15 protein-coding genes and 1 pseudogene are annotated in these 19,144 nt (G+C 60.0%); 10 read left to right on the forward strand and 6 right to left on the reverse strand.

The annotated features are described in order from the left end of the window. Positions 1–1,697, reverse strand: a 1,697-nt coding sequence (locus BBA01S_RS35300) for a P-loop NTPase fold protein (RefSeq protein WP_027820547.1), incomplete at its 3' end; no start/stop codon positions are given. 294 nt (positions 1,698–1,991) lie between these two features. Continuing rightward, entirely contained in the window at positions 1,992–2,885 is an 894-nt protein-coding gene (locus BBA01S_RS35305; protein WP_027820548.1) for a LysR family transcriptional regulator, read from the reverse strand. A 209-nt stretch (positions 2,886–3,094) separates the two neighbouring features. On the opposite strand from BBA01S_RS35305, the gene BBA01S_RS35310 reads away from it, so the two are divergent. The 6 genes and pseudogenes from BBA01S_RS35310 (at position 3,095) to BBA01S_RS45380 (ending at position 8,405) form a co-directional block, all read left to right on the forward strand. Continuing rightward, positions 3,095–4,222, forward strand: a complete 1,128-nt coding sequence (locus BBA01S_RS35310) for an MFS transporter (protein ID WP_218004273.1) — start codon at positions 3,095–3,097, stop codon at positions 4,220–4,222. A gap of 140 nt (positions 4,223–4,362) precedes the next feature. Next, positions 4,363–5,379, forward strand: a complete 1,017-nt coding sequence (locus BBA01S_RS35315) for an alpha/beta hydrolase (protein WP_027820550.1) — start codon at positions 4,363–4,365, stop codon at positions 5,377–5,379. A gap of 15 nt (positions 5,380–5,394) precedes the next feature. Next, positions 5,395–5,798, forward strand: a pseudogene (locus BBA01S_RS44195) ((R)-mandelonitrile lyase). After that, entirely contained in the window at positions 5,795–6,538 is a 744-nt protein-coding gene (locus BBA01S_RS35325; RefSeq protein WP_027820551.1) for an SDR family oxidoreductase, read from the forward strand. Before BBA01S_RS44195 ends, BBA01S_RS35325 begins: the two are co-directional and overlap by 4 nt. 26 nt (positions 6,539–6,564) lie before the next feature. Next, positions 6,565–7,020 carry a cyclophilin-like fold protein gene (locus tag BBA01S_RS35330; protein ID WP_245641685.1) on the forward strand — a complete coding sequence of 152 codons (456 nt, stop codon included), beginning with the start codon at positions 6,565–6,567 and terminating at the stop codon, positions 7,018–7,020. Positions 7,021–7,175: 155 nt separating this feature from the next. After that, positions 7,176–8,405 carry a hypothetical protein gene (locus tag BBA01S_RS45380; protein WP_245641686.1) on the forward strand — a complete coding sequence of 410 codons (1,230 nt, stop codon included), beginning with the start codon at positions 7,176–7,178 and terminating at the stop codon, positions 8,403–8,405. Positions 8,406–8,698: 293 nt separating this feature from the next. Here BBA01S_RS45380 and BBA01S_RS48295 read toward each other — a convergent pair whose 3' ends face one another. Both BBA01S_RS48295 and BBA01S_RS35340 read right to left on the reverse strand, forming a co-directional pair. Then, the gene (locus tag BBA01S_RS48295; protein ID WP_167336077.1) at positions 8,699–8,842 is read right to left on the reverse strand and encodes an H-NS family nucleoid-associated regulatory protein; all 144 of its coding nucleotides are present in this window, start codon (positions 8,840–8,842) and stop codon (positions 8,699–8,701) included. 195 nt (positions 8,843–9,037) lie between these two features. Next, on the reverse strand, positions 9,038–10,231 hold the full coding sequence (locus BBA01S_RS35340; protein ID WP_156966190.1) for a lysozyme inhibitor LprI family protein: 1,194 nt from the start codon (positions 10,229–10,231) through the stop codon (positions 9,038–9,040). 585 nt (positions 10,232–10,816) lie between these two features. Here BBA01S_RS35340 and BBA01S_RS35350 point away from each other — a divergent pair. Next, a complete protein-coding gene (locus BBA01S_RS35350; RefSeq protein WP_027820556.1) occupies positions 10,817–11,842 on the forward strand; it encodes an IS110 family RNA-guided transposase in 1,026 nt (341 codons plus the stop codon). 524 nt (positions 11,843–12,366) lie between these two features. On the opposite strand, the gene BBA01S_RS35355 is transcribed toward BBA01S_RS35350, so the two are convergent. Both BBA01S_RS35355 and BBA01S_RS35360 read right to left on the reverse strand, forming a co-directional pair. Beyond that, positions 12,367–12,972, reverse strand: a complete 606-nt coding sequence (locus BBA01S_RS35355) for a TetR/AcrR family transcriptional regulator (RefSeq protein WP_027820557.1) — start codon at positions 12,970–12,972, stop codon at positions 12,367–12,369. Between the two features lie 476 nt (positions 12,973–13,448). Then, on the reverse strand, positions 13,449–14,288 hold the full coding sequence (locus tag BBA01S_RS35360) for an alpha/beta fold hydrolase (RefSeq protein WP_027820558.1): 840 nt from the start codon (positions 14,286–14,288) through the stop codon (positions 13,449–13,451). A gap of 867 nt (positions 14,289–15,155) precedes the next feature. On the opposite strand from BBA01S_RS35360, the gene BBA01S_RS35365 reads away from it, so the two are divergent. The 3 genes from BBA01S_RS35365 (at position 15,156) to BBA01S_RS35375 (ending at position 18,251) form a co-directional block, all read left to right on the forward strand. Then, positions 15,156–16,625, forward strand: a complete 1,470-nt coding sequence (locus BBA01S_RS35365; RefSeq protein ID WP_027820559.1) for a catalase — start codon at positions 15,156–15,158, stop codon at positions 16,623–16,625. 66 nt (positions 16,626–16,691) lie between these two features. Continuing rightward, complete coding sequence (locus tag BBA01S_RS35370) at positions 16,692–17,333, forward strand: HD domain-containing protein (RefSeq protein WP_027820560.1); 642 nt, start codon at positions 16,692–16,694, stop codon at positions 17,331–17,333. A 171-nt stretch (positions 17,334–17,504) separates the two neighbouring features. Then, positions 17,505–18,251 carry a glucose 1-dehydrogenase gene (locus BBA01S_RS35375; RefSeq protein ID WP_027820561.1) on the forward strand — a complete coding sequence of 249 codons (747 nt, stop codon included), beginning with the start codon at positions 17,505–17,507 and terminating at the stop codon, positions 18,249–18,251. Positions 18,252–19,144: the final 893 nt, after the last annotated feature.

The raw sequence follows: 19,144 nt of genomic DNA on the forward strand, positions 1-19,144 counted from the left end.
GGCGTTCCTGCCACGACTCGACGAATCAAGCGCGCGAGTCGATCGGAAGCCGGGGCGCTCAGGATCGCTCGACATGCATCCACGAATCGTTGGGTCGCGTTGCCGAAGTGAGAGTCGTAGTTTCGCCGCTCGTTTCGCATGCGAATCATGTGCCGCAAGAAAAAGCTGCGATCCTCCATATTTGCCCCGCGAATTGTCGCCTCGAAGTCAAGTGCGGTAGCCTTCCTCATCGCAAACTCTTCGTTTGCGCCCCACCCGCTCTGCTTGACGATACGTCGAACCACCTCAAGTAGCGACGCCGTTGCCCTCTCTGCTTGATGCGCTTGATGCGCTTGATCAGCCTTGATCTCCGCCACGATGGCCGGGTGAAGATTATCAAAATCGTCGTCGTAATTGCCTCTGGACTTCTCCCTCGTCCGGAATTCCTTTATCCAAGCCTGCACGAACGCCTCTCCCACCTCGTTGCCACCCTGCAGAGCCGCAAGTTCGTTGAAAAGAATGGTCACAAGGTAAGCATCCCAGTGCTTCGCATACGGGATCGATTTCCTAGCGTCGTCAACAAGCTGCTTCTCGCTGGCGTCGGCGTCCCAGTACAAGCGCCGACTTAACGCCTGTCCGGTCTCTTTCGCGAGCAACTGGTCGGCTTCTCGCTCGTAGCGGTCAAGAATCTTCGTCACCCCACTAGCGTCGAACTGACCATCTTTTAGGAAAGCGATCAGGAGCTCCTCGAACTCGTCGCAATTGTTGATGCCAAGCTCGCTTAGCAGCTCCCGCCACTTCGCACGCTGCGTTGCAATCGCGTTGCTTTTCCCCTCTCCTTTTTGCCTTTCGACCTCGTCTCTGACATCGTCCCAACTGCCCGTGTTCAACACAAAATCGAAGTCGGGAGCGTCGTCCATGCCGTGATAATGAATCGTACTCAGCAGCGCGATCGAGGGTATCGTGCGATGGAGGATTTCCGGCGCAAGTGCTCGTCCGGCCAAGACCCGGTTGACATTGCGAATGATCTTGCGGATGACGCGGATGTTGTCCACGCCCAGCGTGTCAACGGCCGACTTAGTGCGAGCCGCGTAGCCGTCCGGCGTTTTGGTCTGTGCCCGCGCGATCTCGAACGACTCTTGCGGCGTTGTGATCAGCCGTACCTCTTGATCGATGACCTTTTCTCGAAGCGTGGCCCAGGCGTCATTCGCAGCTTCGTCGAGCTTGTCATCGTTCAGAATCAGTACGAAGCGAGCATCATGCTGCTGCGTAAGTTCGTCGATAAAACCAAGGATTTCGTCAACCGATAGCTTTGGATGCTTCCGCTCAATGTCGTCAAGCACAACGATGCGGCCGCGGAGAAATTGCGGCGCCATCAATAGGGCCAGCTCATCGAGAGCGCCGAACGCCCGGTTGATCGATTTCAAAACCTCTGATCCTGCTTTCGCGATCCTGCGGATGCGCTCCGCCCAAGCCGAATTGTCAGCGGCTACAGGCACCGCCGCGCGCAACGCTTTGAGTTGTAGTTGATTGATATCCGAGACGCCGAAGACAGAGACATAAGCCGCGCGCCCGATCTCATCATCCTCACTATCCTCCTTGACGTCGCGCCATAAATGGCTCTTTCCAGTGCCCCATTTCCCCGACAGAGCAATGACACGGTTTTCTTGATCCTGCAACGCCGCAATCAAATGTTTCTTCGTGTCTTCCAGCGACATGCTTGCCTCGTATGTGTGTCTTGCAAACCGTCTATGATTATCGTAGACCGTATTAAAAGTGACACCGTTGCGACTATAAATGTGTCACAACGCGGCGGACACCCGGCCCGGTGCCGAAAGATTAGCTCTGAGGCGACCCCAGCAAGCACATCGCCGCTCTCTGCGAACTTCCGATATCGACCCTTCTGAGACAATCAACGCGCTGCTTGCTGGACGGCCGGTCAATTACGCGAACCGGCCGTTGTAGACGGACCGCAACCTACTGTCGCACTTCGTTTTTCGGGTTCGATGACATCACCCGCGAAAGCGCAATGCGTCCACGACTAACGAGAACGCCGGAGAAGGCTGCCGTCGACTCGGGTAATAGAGGTGGTATCCGGCAAATTTCGGGCACCAGTCTTCCAGCACGCGCACCAGCCGCCCGGCGCTGACATGTGGCATCACCTCGTCTTCGGGCAGCAGGGCGATGCCCAGGCCGGCGAGCGCCGCTTCCACTTGCGGCGGCGTGGTGTTGAAGACGAGGGGCCCGTCCACGCGCACGTTGAACTTGCGGCCGCGCCGTTCGAAGTCCCACACGTACAGGCCGCCGGAAGTCGGCATGCGCTGGTTGATGCAACGATGTTTCGTCAGGTCGCGGGGCTGCTTCGGCGCGGTGCAGGCTGCGAAATACCCAGGTGATGCGACCACCGCCAAGCGCAGCGCTGGCCCGATCGCGACTGCGATCATGTCCTTGTCGATCGTACTGCCAATGCGCACGCCGGCATCAAAGCGGTCGGCCACGATGTCACGGAACCCGTAGTTCACGTCGAACTCCACCGTGACGTCAGGATATTCCCGCAGCAAGGGCGCGAGCCGGGGCAGCAGGATGCTTTGCAGTACGTGATCGCCGCAGGTCATGCGGACCGTGCCGGCCGGCTTGTCCCGCAGTTCGGTCAATGCATCGAGTTCGGATTCAATCTCGTCAAAGCGCTGCCCGATCGCCAGCATCAGGCGCTCGCCGGCTGCCGTCGTTGACACGCTGCGCGTCGTCCGAGTCAACAGTCGGATCTGCAGTCGCTCCTCCAGCCCGCGGATGGATTGGCTCAACGCCGACTGTGTAACCCCCAGACTCGCCGCCGCGCGTGTGAAGCTGCCCTCGCGGGCGACGGTCACGAAGCCCAGCAGATCGTTCAGATTCCTCCTTGCCACGGTCCCATCCTCCCATTCATTAGCCAAGCTACTAAATGTATTCACGTTTCATTATCTAGTAGCGCCCGCGGGTCGTCACCATAATTTGAGGCATGACCAAAGCACCCTCGCCCATCTGCCCTCAACTTTGCAGCAAGCCGCTGTCAACGCAATCGCCTGCCGCTGCTGCGAGAGGCCCACAACCGAGCTACTGGAGTGGCGTGTTCGCCATGGCGCTGTGCGTCTTCGCACTGATTGCATCGGAGTTCATGCCGGTCAGCCTGCTCACGCCGATCGCGACGGACCTGCGCGTGAGCGAGGGCGTGGCTGGTCAGGCGATTGCCGTGTCCGGCGCCTTCGCTGTCTTGACTAGTCTCCTGCTTCCGGCGTTGGCGCGGCGGATAGATCGCAAGACCATCCTGCTCTGTATGACCGCTTCCATGGCCGTGTCCGGTGCCCTGATCGCTTCGGCGCAGGGTCTTGTGATGTACATGATGGGCCGCGTCCTGATCGGGGTGTCCGTCGGCGGCTTCTGGTCCATGTCCGCCGCTACGGCTATTCGGCTCGTGCCGGCGTCGAAGGTCCCGCGCGCGCTGGCGATCTTCAACGGCGGCAATGCGCTCGCCACGGTCATCGCCGCACCGCTGGGCAGTTTCATCGGCTCGCTGGTCGGATGGCGTGGTGCCTTCTTCGGTCTCGTGCCCGTCGCAGTGCTCGCCCTCGCCTGGCAATGGGCGAGCCTGCCGTCGATGCGGGGAGACGCACCAGTTCCCGGATCCCGCAACGCACTGCGCCTGCTGGCGGATCCGCTGGTGCTGCTGGGGATGTCTGCAGTCGGCCTTTTCTTCATGGGGCAGTTCGCGCTCTTCACCTATGTGCGCCCCTTCCTGGAAACGACGACGAACGCCAACGCCTCGACCCTCTCGCTGGTACTGCTCACGATTGGGGCGGCGGGCTTCATCGGCACCGTGGTCATCGGCTGGTTCCTCTCCCGCAACCTGTACCTGACCCTCGTCGCCATCCCGCTCGCGATGGCTGCGGTGGCCGCGGCGCTGGTTCTGTTCGGAGAGCAAACCGCCGCCGCCGTTGGGCTGCTTGCCGTGTGGGGGTTGCTCGCAACCGCCGCACCCGTCGGCTGGTGGAGCTGGCTGGCAACGACGCTGCCGGAAAGTGCCGAGGCAGGCGGCGGGCTGATGGTGGCCGTGGTCCAGTTGGCCATTGCACTGGGCTCGACGATCGGAGGGGTGCTATTCGATGCCAGCGGTTACGCCAGCACCTTCGGCTTTAGTGCACTCCTCCTCGTATCTGCGGCAGCCCTCGCATTGACGACGGCATATCGCAGCCGCCGGGTAGCGTGAACAACTCATCGAAAGGAAAGTACATGGATTTCTCGAATTCCCGTCGGCGTGCACTGCAAGGCGCCCTCGCTCTCGGAGCGGCCGCAGTGACGGCTGCGCCCGCACTGGCCAGCGATCGCAAACCTCCAGGCGGAGGTCGCATGGAATCGACCGGTCGATGGGACAAGGTGTTCGCGCAAAGCAATCGCGTGACCCATCGGAAGGTGACGTTCAGGAACCGCTTCGGGATCGTTCTCGCCGGCGACCTGTACAGGCCGAAGAATCCCGGCACCGGCAAGCTGCCAGCGCTGGTGCTAAGCGGCCCGTTTGGAGCGGTGAAGGAACAATCGTCCGGCCTTTACGCCCAGACGTTCGCGGAACGCGGCTTCGTCACGCTGGCATTCGATCCGTCGTTCACTGGCGAGAGCGGTGGCGAGGTGCGCAACGTGGCGTCGCCGGATATCTTCACCGAGGACTTCAGCGCCGCGGTCGATCAGATCGGCCTGTTGCCGGATGTGGACCGCGAGTGCATTGGCGCCATGGCGATCTGCGGCCTGAGCGGCATGGCGTTGACGGCCGCCGGCGGCGATTCGCGGATCAAGGCGGTGGCCACGGCTTCGATGTACGACATGTCCCGCAGCATGAGCCGCGGCTACAAGGACGGCTACACCCTCGAACAGCAGCACAAGGTGATCGAGTATCTGAGCCAGCAACGCTGGATCGATGCCGGGAAGGGAGCGTTCGCGCTGGGTTTTCACGAAGTGCCCTTCGACGCGAACGGCCAGCTCCTGAAGGGCAACCGAGTACTGCCGGAAAAGCTGCCGGCCAATCCCGACCCCGTGCTAGCCGCGTTCTTCGACTACTACCGTACGCCGCGCGGCTTCCATCAGCGCTCGATCAACTCCACCACGGCGTGGACGGCCACGACGCCGATGTCGTTTTTCGAGTTCCCGCTGGCCGCGAACATCGCCATGATCGCGCCACGACCGATCATGCTGGTCGCTGGCGCGAATGCCCACTCGAGGTACTACTCTGAAGACGCCTACAAGGCCGCATCCGGTCCGAAAGAGCTTGTGATCGTCCCGGACGCGGACCACGTCGACCTTTATGACCGCCTGGAGAAGATTCCTTTCGACAGGCTGGAAGCCTTCTTCAGGCAGAACCTGAAGCAGGCGTGATGTGAAGGAGCTGCCATGGAACTGAAACGCCCAAGAACGCAACCGTCCATCAAGGGGCCTGTCGAGTGATTTACGGGCAGCGTTCGCATTGATCCCTTGAGCAACCCTCCGGCACCCGCTCGTCACTCGTGCGCGCCGTGACTTTAGAGCCGGGGGCACGCACGAACTGGCACACGCACCCGCTCGGGCAGACGCTCAACTTCACAGCGGGATGCGGCTGGACGCAGTGCGAAGGCGAGGAAAAGGTGGAGATCGGTGCCGGCGACGTGATCTGGGGCCCACCGAACCACAAGCACTGGCACGGCCCCATGTCGACGACAGCAAGGACACACATCGCCGTTCACGAGGCACTCGACGGAAAGCCGGTGGAGTGGCTGGAGCCCGTTTCCGACAAACAGTATTTGGGAGAGAAGTCATGATCAGGGACAAGGTTGTCATCATCACGGGCGCATCGTCGGGCATCGGTGCAGCCACCGCAAGGCTGCTCGCGGCCAGGGGCGCCAAGGTGGTGCTGGGCGCCCGCCGCGAAAAGGAACTGAAGCAACTCGCGGACGAGATTGAGAAGGCTGGCGGCAAAGCCGTGTGTCACCCGCTCGACGTAACCAGCCAATCCGACAACGACGACATCGTCAACCTCGCGAAGCAGACGTTCGGGCGCGTCGATGTCATGTTCCTGAACGCCGGCCTCATGCCCAACTCGCCCCTCTCGGCGCTGAAAACAGACGACTGGCACCGCATGATCGATGTGAACGTCAAGGGCGTCCTCAACGGCGTGGCCGCCGTGTTGCCCTCGTTCATCGCACAGAAGTCCGGCCACGTCATCGCGACGTCGTCCGTGGCAGGCCTGAAGGCCTATCCCGGCGGGGCCGTGTACGGCGGCACCAAGTGGTTCGTGCGCGACTTCATGGAGGTTTTGCGCATGGAGTCTGCGATGGAGGGCACCAAAGTGCGGACGGCGACCATCTATCCGGCGGCCATCAACACCGAGTTGCTGGACACCATCAGCGACAAGGCGTCGGCCGACAGCATGCATGCCATCTACCGGCAATACGGCATCAGCGCGGACCGGGTCGCCGAGGTCGTGGCGTTCGCCATCGATCTGCCCGACGACACGACCGTCAACGAGTTTACTGTGGGGCCCTCCAACCAGCCCTGGTAAGACGGCGAAACACGAGGTGCGAGACCATGAAGATCAAATCCGTTGCGGCCGCTGCGCTTTGCATGAACCTGATGCACGCCTACGCCGTTCCGCCGGGAGCTGCTGCCGGTTCCAACGCGAACACCAAAGTCGAACGCCGCATCTGGATGGCGGTCGGTGAACGCCGCTTTTCGATCACGCTCGCAGACACCGAAGCGGCTCGTGCATTCGCGGCCCAGTTGCCGCTCACCTTGGACATGCCGGACCTGAACGGCAACGAGAAGCACGCAAAGCTTCCGAAGGCTCTGGCGGCCAGGGAAAGCCAACCCGGAACGATCCGCGTTGGCGATCTGATGCTGTGGCGCGCAGACACGCTGGTCGTCTTCTATCTCACGTTCAATTCGCCGTACTCGTACACGCGGCTGGGTAGCATTGACCAACCGGCGTCGCTCCCGGACGTGCTCGGCCGGGGGACGGTGCGGATCGTGTTCACGAGGGAGTAACTGCGACGGTAGGTTACGGCCGTGCGACCGGGGGACATTCCTTTCCCGCAATCGAAAGGCTGATTACGGGCGGGAAGCTGTCGCCAGAGTTCCGGATCGACGACGGACGCGAACGGCCGGTTGTGGCCGCACGCTGACGCTCGCGAACGTGCGACATGTCTTCGGTCTCTTCCCTATCACCGGAGATGGAAAAGCCGATCCATTCTTCTCAACGACTGCTTCGACTTGGCAACGTCGTCTGGCATGATGGTCGCTCAATAAAACAAGGTGGTGGGGATATAAAGGTGGAAGAGCACTACGAGGTCGTGACAGATGTCGCCGAAATCGCGCGATTGAACAAGCAACTTGCGAAGCACTTGCGCGCGGCTCTCCCCTACAAGGAGAGCCGTGAGATAACCTACCCATCCGGCCACCAAACCGGCATGGTGTACTTCGAGGCGCAGACTGGCACTCGTCTTCGAGCTTGGTCAGCGGGCTCCGATTCCGACAAGCTCATGAATTTATTGCTTTCCGCCGATCCGGGCAGCACAAAGTGGATCGAGATAGCAGTGCAATTGAATTTTCCGGCGGGTACCTATAACCGGCGCATAGCCGGCGCTTTTATCAGGGATGCCGACGGCGAGATTTTCGTGGCGCACCGGGGCAAGCTGACAAAAGGTCGGGCGGGACTTCCGAAGGACAAAGTGTTCCGCGAGTTTGCGGCCACGACCGTCGAAGCGGCTGATCATCGCAAGAAGACCTCGAGGGTCATCTTGATCGCCGGGCTAAACCACCCTGAACTGGTCGACCGGTTATGGGAATTCGCTGAGGAAGCCCGAGAAGTCGCGACCCGCCTAGGAGAAGAGTTGCATGGAGATGGCGAAAACGAGTCTGTCAGCACTGCACCTCGTGACCCCAACGGTCCTAACGGGTCAAACGGGGGAAAAGCGAGCGACCCAGCCCCCACTTCTCCCGCCGAGCGCCTTCTGAAACTGCGGGCCTATTTCGACGAGTATTCCGGCGAGGTGCGCACCAAGGGACATGGCGGCGGCAAACGCACCGTCGAGCACGGCGCGATTGTCCGAGCCCTGGAAGCACGACTGAGAGGCGGGGGGGATAGCCAGAAAGCGCAAGCCATTGATCTGGCTATCGTCGCGACGTCTAGTGTCGATCTATTCGAGGTCAAGACTTCGGCTTGGACGACGGATGTGTACACGGGTGTAGGGCAGTTGTTGATCCACGGCGAGTGCATTATGGACGAGCTCGGGATCGCAGTGAACCGCTACCTAGTCCTCCCGGAAAAGCCGAAGGCCAGTCATAGCAAAGCGATTTCAGGCAAGCCAGGTATCAAGGTCGTCACTTACCAGAAGGTCGGTTCAACGTACGAATTCAACGGTTTGAGCTGACTGACCGCGTCGCAGTCGCGTCGTAGGCAGAAATCTTTCCACCAACTTTCGCGAGTACGTGATTCAGCGAGTTCGGCCGCCGCCCCGTCCGGGAAAGCGCGTATCAGTAACGACTACATGAAAGGCCGCTCTTCGGCTGCAACTGCCGTTCGAACGGCCATGTGCTCACCGTTGCGAACGTCCCATAGTGGCATCGCCCGAGACCGGTCATTTTGCTCGCGCTGATCGAGCCGCTGGAATTCCGGGAAGCCCTGCTGAGATGCGACGGGGCCGCCTCATTCCTCGCCGAGCCACTAGGCCTGCGGTTGCGGCGCGTCGATCGAGTAGTCCTCCAGACGCTTGCCTACAAGCCAGCGCGGGCGTTTGCCCTTCCCAGACCACTTGCTGCCGGTGACCGGATCGTAGTAATTTCGCGGGCAGCCGGGCGGCCCGGTCATAACCCAGCGCGCGCCGCACTTCCTGTCCGCACCTGACGATCGCTACGCAGGCCGACACGGTCACGCTTTTGAAGCAGACAGCGGATGGCTGGGCTTGCGTCGATTGCGCCAATGTCGCTGGCCGCCACTAGGTGCGATGGGTCAGGGCCGACCAACTGCCGTTATCGCCGTGACCCCAACGCGAGGAATTGGCACTCAGGGCATCAGACGCAGCACTTCGCGCTCGGACGGACACACCTGATTGCGGCGTGACTCAATGGGCTTGGGCGGATGCTGCTTGTCGGCGGGGTTATTCGTGTAATAGCGCAATTCTGTGACATCGGCGGGCAGCTTTGGCGACGCTGCCTTCGCGGATGACGACCAGAGACCCACCCACAGGTGAGCGCTGGTGTCATAGATCACGACTGCCTTCATATCGCACGCGAGCCCCTGCACGAACGTATCGACGACAATCGTGCCCGGCGCGGTGGACTCCGAGGGACTCTCATTGACGGCTCCCGCCGTGGCGGCAAGCACATCGTAGTCGCTACCCAGCAGACTCCGAATCGCGCGGTCCTGTGCGCCGGTCTTGACAATACCTAACGTGACCAGATCAGGCTTTCGGTTAGGGGCGCGCGCCGCCCGCACATACGTACCGTCGTAAGTCACGCCCATGCCCGCGCCGCACGCAGAGAAGTCGCCTTGCTGCTCAATCTCGATGCGATTAACCGCGCGCCTGAAATTCAGCACGCAACGCTGCGAAGCATCGCCGCTGACGTAGTGCGCGACGCCGTTTGAATCGAATCGCGCCTTGCCGTCGAGTTCGCCTTGATTGGCACCCGCGCTCGCTTCGAGATGAAACCGCACCCCTTGGGCCGTTAAATCGCTCAGGCCGAGCTGCCCACCATATTGCCCGCTCGCGTCGACGCGCCACCATGTGCCCTGCCAATGAAACGGGCCAGCGCCATGCTCGAGCACCGTCACGCGCTCGTGATACGCGCCTTGCAGACAACTCGTATCGGAACACTGGTCACGCTTGCGCAGCCAGGCCCGCTGATCCGTGCGCCATGCATCGGCATCACTACCGGCTGTATGCTGTCGGAAAAGCACGCTTATCTGTTCGTCCAGCTTCTGCAATTCAGGCGAAGCGCAAATCTGCCGATCGGTCGCCGAAACGGCCTTGCTGCAATCGAATGATGCAGCCGATGCCATGCCCGACACACCAAGCGCGACGATCAAGGAAATTGAATGCACTCGCGGAATACGGAATATCGAAGGCATATTGATCTGAATGCGAACACCGCTAGAAAGAATCCGGCGCGACTGCGCCCAAGGACGCGAAACGCTATCGGACATCGCGAACGGCAAAATACACGTGTCCGGTTTTTTCGTCCAGCATGTATCCACCATGGATATTCTGGAGCGACCCACTGCGACCCAAACCATCAAACTCAAACGCGACGCAGAAGTATCGCTGGCTGCTTTTTTGCGCCTCGCTCCAGATGGCCAGACCCGGATCGAAATCCGAAGGCGCAATGCTGTGGTTGTCTCCCACGGGCACAGCCTTCGAAAGTCGATATATCTGACCGCGATAGATTAAAGCCGGAGCCGATTTGCTGAGCGCGTAGCCGGCATCCGAACGTCGATACGTGAACAGGTATTTCGCGTCGAACCCATGCTTGTATCAGTCCTTTGGAGACTCCTGAATCCAATGCGGCGTGGTGTGCCACGCCCGACGAGTCACTGATTAAAAGTTGCCTTCGCGCCGATTCAGTTGATCCAGCGGTGAGCTGGCGCGCACGCCTAACTTCGTCGCCATGCAGGTACAGTGATGTGGTGGCGATCGAGGCGTGACGCAGGTTGTCGCGCACCATCACCAGTTGCGCGGCGCTCGACGAAGGTTTTGAGGTCCGATAGACACAACTAATGACATGGTCCGCCCCGCCTCACCGGGTGGGGTACTCTGACCGAGCTCACTCGTAACTGGAGACCATCATGGATCATGCGACGCTCGTTGGGATTGATCTTGGCAAGCACAGTTTTCACGTCCACGGTCAGGACAGCAAGGGCAAGGCTGTATTTCGGAGGAAACTGGGGCGCAAGCAACTGATCGAGTTCTTCGCGACCTATGCTACCTGCACCGTCGTCATGGAGGCGTGTGCCGGTTCTCACTACATGGCACGCAAGCTGGCCACGTTCGGTCACGAAGTCAGACTGATCTCACCGCAATTTGTGCGGCCATTCGTCAAGTCAAACAAGAACGACTTCGTCGATGCCGAAGCAATCTGCGAAGCCGCATCGCGTCCGGCCATGCGGTTTGTGACACCGAAGACCGAGTCGCAGCAAACACTTTCGGTACTACATCGCGTTCGTGAAACGATGGTGCGGGATCGAACGAGAACGATCAACCAGATGCATGGTTTCCTGCTTGAGTTCGGCGTCAGCCTGCCGACCGGCAAGACCGGCGTTGTGCGACTGCCGGAGCTTCTCAGCTTCCACGCTTTGCCGCCCCGGCTTGTCGCTATCCTTGAGCGGCTGCACGAGCATTTCAAGTATCTCCAGCAGCAGATCACCGAGCTCGATCGCGAGCTGGCGCATCAGCTTGCCGATGACGACGTCGGGCAAAGACTGATGAGCATTCCCGGTATCGGGCCGATCACTGCAAGCGTACTTGCCTCAGAGATGGGCGACGGCAAGCAGTACAGATGCAGTCGCGATTTCGCGGCCTCGCTCGGTCTTGTTCCCCGCCAGTACAGTACGGGCGGTAGATCCAACCTTCTAGGAATCAGTCGGCGTGGCGACAAGAACATCCGAAGTCTCCTCGTCCAATGCGCCCGGGCCTACATGCGATGTCTGGAGAAGCGAACCGGTCATCTAGCGGACTGGACGCGTGCGCTTCTGACGCGGCGCCACTCGAACGTGGTGGCATGCGCGCTGGCTAACAAGCTGGCTCGCACCGCCTGGGCGATCGTTGCCCGTCATACCACCTTTGATTCAGGGCGTGCGACAGCGTCGGCTTGAACGAACGCGGACTCTCCATCCTCTTCTCTGCTTTTGCGACGACTGAAACGTGATGACGTGAACGGCATACCGGCCTGTGGAACACCCCGGCAAGCAAAGAGGCTCTTGAAGCCGCACAACTTTATGGGGACCGCAGGCGCGAACTTCATCGTGGCGCGGGGAGCAGTCCCCACTTCGACGCCGGATAGATTTGAGCAAGCCAACACTGCATCAAGCGTCAGGGGTTGCAAAACTGGGGCGGACCATAGATTTGCTTGAACTCGTTGCAAGCAATTTTGTATCCGATGGTCGTGGGAGCCGCGAGTATTCGGCCGTCTAGTGGTAACAAAATTCCTTGCGCCGACGGATGAGGCCTGCCGCCAGGTGCGGCTTAACTTCTCCCATCTGTGCTGTTCTTGCGTTGGTCTTTGCAGCCATGCCGCGGACTTGAACGGTTCGGTTCGCACAGGGGATATCGTACACGGTACCCATTTTATCCGGCGTCCCAAGCGGGGCCGATTTATGGAGTCAGGAGCTTCCCGCTGTTAGCCGATGCCTCCGTCGTGTTTACTTGGCATCGCGTCGGCCACATCGTCGAGCGCTCCGGCGAGACAGGTCCTCAAAATTTCGTGTGCAAGCGGATCGTTCGCCGGCACCGCGCGCGCCATTACGACAGCGCCCACCGCTTTCGCAAGCAGGTTCAGAGCAAGGGCGCGCCGGGCGTCGCGGGACTGCGGCGCGTGGTCACCGAGCGCGGCATCGTAGCTCCTGATCATTCCCTTGATGCCTTCGCCAAATGCATCTCTCACTTCCTCCGTCTGACGCGCAGCGTCGCTACCCAATGCAGCGGTCGGACAAGACCCGCCAAGATCCTTCAGATGCTCGTCCGACAAGTACTTGCTCAGAATTTTCTCGATGCCGTCGTCTGGTCCGACTTGTTCTCCACGGTGCCTGTAAGCGAAGTTCGCGGCCTTAACGGCCAACGCCTCCTTAGAAGGAAAATGGTTATAAAAGCCACCGTGCGTAAAGCCCGCGGTTTTCATCAACTCAGCTACGCCGACGCCGTCGAACCCTCGCTCTCGGAACAGACGCGCCGCAATCTCAACTACCCGATCATGATTTTCCTGTGCTTGCTCTTTGCTTATCTTCATCGCTTTTCCCTTTGTTTTCAGGATGAGTTCACCCCGCGCCGATATACACCGTAAATGCACCTTTTCCGAGCCTGAGACACGATCAAACTATTCATGTCGATCCGTGCCGCTGTAATCAACGGCCACACCGGCTGTGTAGACCGCGACGGTGAGCTGTGTGTAGAGGGAATGGAGACATTATCGTCAGCGGTGGGTGACGCATTATTCGGTCGACATCGTATCGGTTCTATACCTAAATCGGGGGGCTGCAGCCGCTGGGCGCGTTGACGTCCAGCGGCATGAGATAACACTGAAGCTGGTTGCGTTCGGGAAAGTCCAAGGACACCATAAATCATGCTCATCGGATAGTCATCCCAAAGTATGGAAACGGAGCGATTAGTTCAGCCCTGCCAACGTCAGCCCACCTGTGGATCAGATGATGCCTGATCCGACTTTGTCCTAGTTCTACGCCCCCTCGACCGGAGCTCTAATCCGTATTACTCATCGAGGAACTGGATTGCATGCTTGAGAAAGCGCTCCGGGTATTGAAAGTGCGCGCCGTGACCGGCGTCCGGATACAGGATGACCTGTGCATTCGGAATATTCTGTCCAAGATAGAGGGAGTTGACCGTGGCGATCATAATGTCTTCGATGCCATTCACGACCAAGGTCGGCTGTTTCAGGGCATTCAGGTGGGCGTACGGCTTATCGCTGCCCACCGGCACCATGTAAGCCTGATACAGTTCCCATTGGGCTTTGGCGACTTCGGGAGAAGTCGCCAGATCCTGGTCTTGGCGCAAGTGGCGACGTGCCCAGAATGCACGACCGGCCTGCTTTGCCTCTTCAGAGCGGCCAAAAAACAGGAACAGGAAATCGTCGACTCCCAATTCGGCCTTAGGAGCGACTTCGGCCATCTTGGGGTCAATCCACGGGTCGCCGCCACGCGGACCGGTGCCGAGCAGTATCACCTTACGCACCAGTACGGGGTGGCGCAGCGCCAATTCCTGAGCCTGGAAGCCACCGATTGAGAAGCCGACCACATCGATCTTGGGAATTCCCAGTGCGCGTACGACCGACGCGATGTCATCCGCCATATCTTCAGCGCGATTACGCGGAGTACCCGACGAACTCGCTACGCCGCGGCCGTCGATCAGGATTACTTCGCGGCCTTCTGCCAAGCCATCCGTCATGATTGGATCCCAATGGTCCATTCCGCCGCGATAGTGGATGATGAACACGAGCGGGATGCTGTTTTTCCTGCCCCAACGGCGATAGGCGTAGTTGACGCCGTCGACTTCGATGAACTGGGTGGGCGCGGTGGAATGCAAGTCAGACACGATTGAGCTCCTTCAGGAATGAATGGCCATGAGTACATGGCACAATGATGACGATCATCATCGTTGAGTTGTATAATGATGATGATCGTCATTGACGTCAAGGTTTTTTTTGCGCATCGCTGAAAGGCACTTTTCGCGAGGGTTTATGGAGCCGGATGGGCGGTGCCGCGCCAGACCGCACGGCGATCTGTGAGCGGGGAGATTTACAAAGATTGGCAGCGATCTTGACGTTCAAGGCGCTCGGCGGCGGCTGGGACCCGGCTTCGCCTCAGACGCCCACGTCGCTGTCCTTACGCTGACAACGTCGCCCAGTGCAGAAGGCAGCGACGAAATCTGCTCACATTCCGGGTTCGCGCAGACGGGTACCGCGCCATTTATGGCGAGTGACCGCCGCGACGGATACGTCCAGCACATAGCGACACTGATCAGTGTTTTCGCACCTCAAATGATGCGGGCCGAAAGATGGCGCCAGCAGAACCCATAGCGTCCGGCATGCTTGGGCGTCGTTATCGATGCATTGGCGCCTGCTCGATTTTTATCGGCACATAATTCGCCCGATTCCTCTGCCCTTCGCAAATCAGCGATTGCCTCTGGTTCACACAACCGCCCACGATTCGTCCATTGAATCGTTGTTTTATCCAAGATCGGTCTGACACCCAACAGGTACGCTCTCTTCACATCGACAAGTCGATGCCTCCGCCCCTCATCTCGCATTGATCGAGTGGCTATCGCAGCGCGGTGGCGGGCTTCGTCCGTCACGCCTGCAGAAAAAAACACACTGATTTGCCCATAAAGCCTCGCGCATCCACCAGCCCGGAACGCTACGGTGCTGCGCCGGTACCGCACAACCTTCCCTGGAGTCGTGGCATGACAAATCGCAATACGTCTACGCGTCTTGATCACGCAACGGGTGCACCCGTTGTCGACAACCTGAACATCGAAACGGCCGGGCCGCGCGGTCCCGCGCTGCTGCAGGATATCTGGCTGATAGAGAAACTCGCTCATTTTGACCGCGAGGTCATTCCCGAACGGCGCATGCACGCCAAAGGGTCGGGTGCCCACGGCACCTTCACGGTGACGCACGACATCACACGCTATACCAAAGCCAAGCTCTTTTCGGAAATCGGCAAGACCACGCCGGTATTCCTGCGCTTTTCGACCGTGGCAGGCGAGCGCGGCGCCGCCGATGCCGAGCGCGACATCCGGGGCTTCGCGGTGAAGTTCTACACCGAAGAAGGAAACTGGGACATCGTGGGCAATAACACGCCCGTGTTCTTTTTCCGCGATCCGCTGCGCTTTCCCGATCTCAACCATGCGATCAAACGCGACCCGCGCACGGGACTGCGCAGCGCGAACAGTAACTGGGACTTCTGGACGCTGTTGCCGGAAGCGCTGCATCAGGTCACGATCGTCATGAGCGATCGCGGCATTCCGCGCAGCTATCGCCACATGCACGGATTCGGCAGCCATACGTTCAGTCTTATCGATGCCGACAATCGCCGGACGTGGGTGAAGTTTCACCTTCGTACGCAGCAAGGCATCGAGAATCTGACCGATAGCGAGGCCGAACACCTCGTCGGAAAGGACCGTGAAACGCACGGCCGCGATCTTTACGAGAGCATCGAGCGCGGCGAGTTTCCGCGCTGGACGCTCTTCATTCAGGTGATGACCGACGATGAAGCCAGGTCGCTGCCATTCAATCCGTTCGATCTCACCAAGGTCTGGCCGAAACGCGATTTCCCGTTGATCGAGGTTGGCGTCCTCGAATTGAACCGCAATCCCGGCAATTTTTTCGCCGAGGTCGAGCAGGCAGCCTTCTCGCCCGCGAATGTGGTGCCCGGCATTGGCTTCTCGCCGGACAAGATGCTGCAGGCGCGCCTTTTCTCTTACGGCGACACGCAACGGTATCGGCTCGGCGTGAACTTCAATCACATTCCCGTCAATGCGCCGAAGTGCCCCGTGCACAGCTACCACCGGGACGGCGCCATGCGCACCGACGACAACCTTGGCGGCACGCCCTCTTACTACCCGAACAGTGCCGGCGAATGGGAAGTGCGGCCCGAGCTTCACGAGCCGCCGCTGCGCATCGAAGGCGACGCCGCTCATTGGGACCATCGCGTGGACGTGGATCACTTCGCTCAGCCGGGCGATCTGTTTCGTCTGATGAGCAAGGCGCAACAGCAAGTGCTGTTCGATAACACCGCTCGCCAGATGGCCTCCGTTCAGGCGTCTATCCAGGAACGCCACATTCTCAATTGCTCGAAGGCTGACCCCCTGTATGGCGCGGGCGTTCGCGAGGCGCTGGCCCGACTCGCGGCGACGACTGAAACGAAATAGCACGCCATTCGCGCGCGGCGTCTGCCTCGATGCCGACGCCCGCTCACCTCTCTATGGAGAAACGTCATGTCACAGTTCGTTCAGGATGTCGCCGTCCCCGATAGTCTGCTTGCACGGGAAATTACCGAGTTCGTGCGCGACACGTCCAGCCCGCTGCTCTTTCATCATTCGAGCCGCGTGTATTTGTTCGGTGCACTGGAGGGCGCGCGCCGCGGCCTGAAATTCGATCCTGAACTCCTGTACGCGGGCGCCATGTTTCATGACGTAGGCCTTGCCGGTGCGTACAGCAGCGCCACCGAACGATTCGAAGTCGACGGTGCCAATGCGGCCCGCGATTTTCTCTCGACGCGGGGCATTACCGCGGCCGACATCGATCTCGTCTGGACGGCCATCGCGTTGCACACCACGCCCGGCATTCCGCGCCATATGCACCCGATCGTCGCGCTGGTGACGGCCGGTGTCGAGATGGACGTGCTCGGCCTCTCCTACCACGATTTTTCCCACGAGGAACGCGAAGCCGTGACGCATGCGCATCCGCGCCCGCCACGCTTCAAGGAGGAGATCATTCAAGCCTTCTATGACGGCATCAAACACAAACCGGAGACCACCTTCGGCAACGTGAAAGCCGACGTGATCGCCGACAAGGAGCCGCATTTCCATCGCGGCAATTTTTGTTCCGTGATCCGCAATTCGCCGTGGCCGGGCTGAAGCAAAAGTCCTGCGGGACGATACGCGTCGATTCGTCGTGCGCCCGGCGATCGTCGCTCCGACTTCGCGACGGCGCACCAGCCCGGGGTGGCAGAAAGCATTGGCGATTGCATCGTGCGCGACGCGACGTCGGTTTCTATCAGCGGATTCACTCACACTGAGGTGAAAATCATGAGCAAACTTGCAGGGAAAGTGGCAGTCGTCACCGGCGCGTCGAAAGGCATCGGCGCGGCCATCGCGAAGGCACTTGCGGCAGAGGGCGCATCGGTTGTCGTGAACTATGCGAGCAGCAAGACCGGCGCGGACGCCGTTGTGTCCGTAATCACAGCAACCGGAGGCAAGGCGATTGCCGTGGGCGGCGACGTGTCGAAGGCCGCCGACGCAAAGGGCATCGTCGATGCGGCGATCGAAACCTATGGCCGCCTCGACATCCTCGTGAACAACTCCGGCGTCTACGAGTTCGCGCCCATCGACGCGTTCACGGAGGCGCAATACCGCAGGCAGTTCGACATCAACGTGCTTGGCGTTCTGCTCACCACGCAGGCGGCGCTCCAGCACCTTGGCGAGGGCGCCAGCATCATCAATGTCAGCTCGGTCGTTTCGACGCTCACGCCGGCAACGACCGCCGTTTATAGCGGCACGAAAGGCGCGGTCGATTCCATCACCGGCGCACTCGCTCGCGAACTCGGGCCGCGAAAGATTCGCGTGAACACGATCAATCCGGGCGTAATCGTGACCGAAGGCGCAGAGACCGCCGGGGTGATTGGATCGGAGTTCGAGAGTTCGGCGGTCAGCCAGACGCCGCTAGGGCGTGTAGGCAGACCTGACGATGTGGCGTCGATTGCGGTTTTCCTCTCCTCCGACGATGCAAAGTGGTTGACGGGTGAACATATCATCGCCAGTGGCGGAATGCGATAGTGGGGAATCGCGCCCGCATGATCAGCCACCTCGGGGCCCGTGAACAAACGTCATGATTGTTTCGGGTTTTCGGCGTCATAGTGTGCCGCTACGCCTAATTGAAGCGTGACAACCAGGCGTCACGAAGCAAATGGCCGTGCACGCACTTCTTCACGGTGACCCGCAGTCGCGGGTCATGCCTGTCCGCCTGGTCAATGATCGCAAACCTTGCAGCGACTTCCCGCGCCAACTGGCAACCATCGCAGATAACGATGGCCAGCGCGCGCAGCAGTAATAAAATTCAGTTAGATTTGCGATTCAGGCTTTTCCCCCCGGCCATCCGGCAAGGGTAGGACCATTGGAACGGCCCCTTCGCGAGCGAGATGAATGAACGAGAGAAGTCCCGTGGATCTGGACCTGCCGTCGCTGGAGGCAACGATCGCCAGGCAGTTCAACCTGCTGGAAGCACCGACCGTGCGCGCAGGTATTGTTTCGCAGGGTCCGCCAATCTCGTTCTCAAGGTTAACAAACGACCGGCCGCAACCTGGACGCTCTCTGGCGCCACGTCCCGAAGAAGCGTTTGTCTTCCAGATTCCGCTGATCATGTGTCCGGATTCCGACGTTCGTTATTCCGGGGGGCGTTTCAACGAACCGACATCGTGCATACCAGGCCATAGCTATCTTTTCGACCTGCGCACGGGTCCGACGCGTCGGCTGGATTTTCCGTTCGATAACATCCGGCTCTATCTTTCCCAAAGCACCCTCGAGGAATTTGCCTATCAAAAAGGGCGGCGGCGCATCGGAGGTCTCATGCAACGAGGCTTCGGCGCCAGCGATCCAGTCCTGTTCCGCCTTTCGCAAACATTGCAGACAGTACTGGAACAGTCAGAGACCGTTGGCTCATTGCTTGTCGA

Source organism: Paraburkholderia bannensis NBRC 103871, assembly GCF_000685015.1.
GTDB classification, from domain to species: domain Bacteria; phylum Pseudomonadota; class Gammaproteobacteria; order Burkholderiales; family Burkholderiaceae; genus Paraburkholderia; species Paraburkholderia bannensis.

Excerpts from the sequence above, each read along its gene's own strand:
- BBA01S_RS35310 (WP_218004273.1), top strand. The coding sequence starts at position 3,095 with ATGGCGCTGTGCGTCTTCGCACTGATTGCATCGGAGTTCATGCCGGTC.
- BBA01S_RS35315 (WP_027820550.1), top strand. The coding sequence starts at position 4,363 with ATGGAATCGACCGGTCGATGGGACAAGGTGTTCGCGCAAAGCAATCGC.
- BBA01S_RS35325 (WP_027820551.1), top strand. The coding sequence starts at position 5,795 with ATGATCAGGGACAAGGTTGTCATCATCACGGGCGCATCGTCGGGCATC.
- BBA01S_RS35330 (WP_245641685.1), top strand. The coding sequence starts at position 6,565 with ATGAAGATCAAATCCGTTGCGGCCGCTGCGCTTTGCATGAACCTGATG.
- BBA01S_RS45380 (WP_245641686.1), top strand. The coding sequence starts at position 7,176 with ATGTCTTCGGTCTCTTCCCTATCACCGGAGATGGAAAAGCCGATCCAT.
- BBA01S_RS48295 (WP_167336077.1), bottom strand. The coding sequence starts at position 8,842 with ATGACCGGGCCGCCCGGCTGCCCGCGAAATTACTACGATCCGGTCACC.
- BBA01S_RS35340 (WP_156966190.1), bottom strand. The coding sequence starts at position 10,231 with ATGGTGGATACATGCTGGACGAAAAAACCGGACACGTGTATTTTGCCG.
- BBA01S_RS35350 (WP_027820556.1), top strand. The coding sequence starts at position 10,817 with ATGGATCATGCGACGCTCGTTGGGATTGATCTTGGCAAGCACAGTTTT.
- BBA01S_RS35355 (WP_027820557.1), bottom strand. The coding sequence starts at position 12,972 with ATGAAGATAAGCAAAGAGCAAGCACAGGAAAATCATGATCGGGTAGTT.
- BBA01S_RS35365 (WP_027820559.1), top strand. The coding sequence starts at position 15,156 with ATGACAAATCGCAATACGTCTACGCGTCTTGATCACGCAACGGGTGCA.
- BBA01S_RS35370 (WP_027820560.1), top strand. The coding sequence starts at position 16,692 with ATGTCACAGTTCGTTCAGGATGTCGCCGTCCCCGATAGTCTGCTTGCA.
- BBA01S_RS35375 (WP_027820561.1), top strand. The coding sequence starts at position 17,505 with ATGAGCAAACTTGCAGGGAAAGTGGCAGTCGTCACCGGCGCGTCGAAA.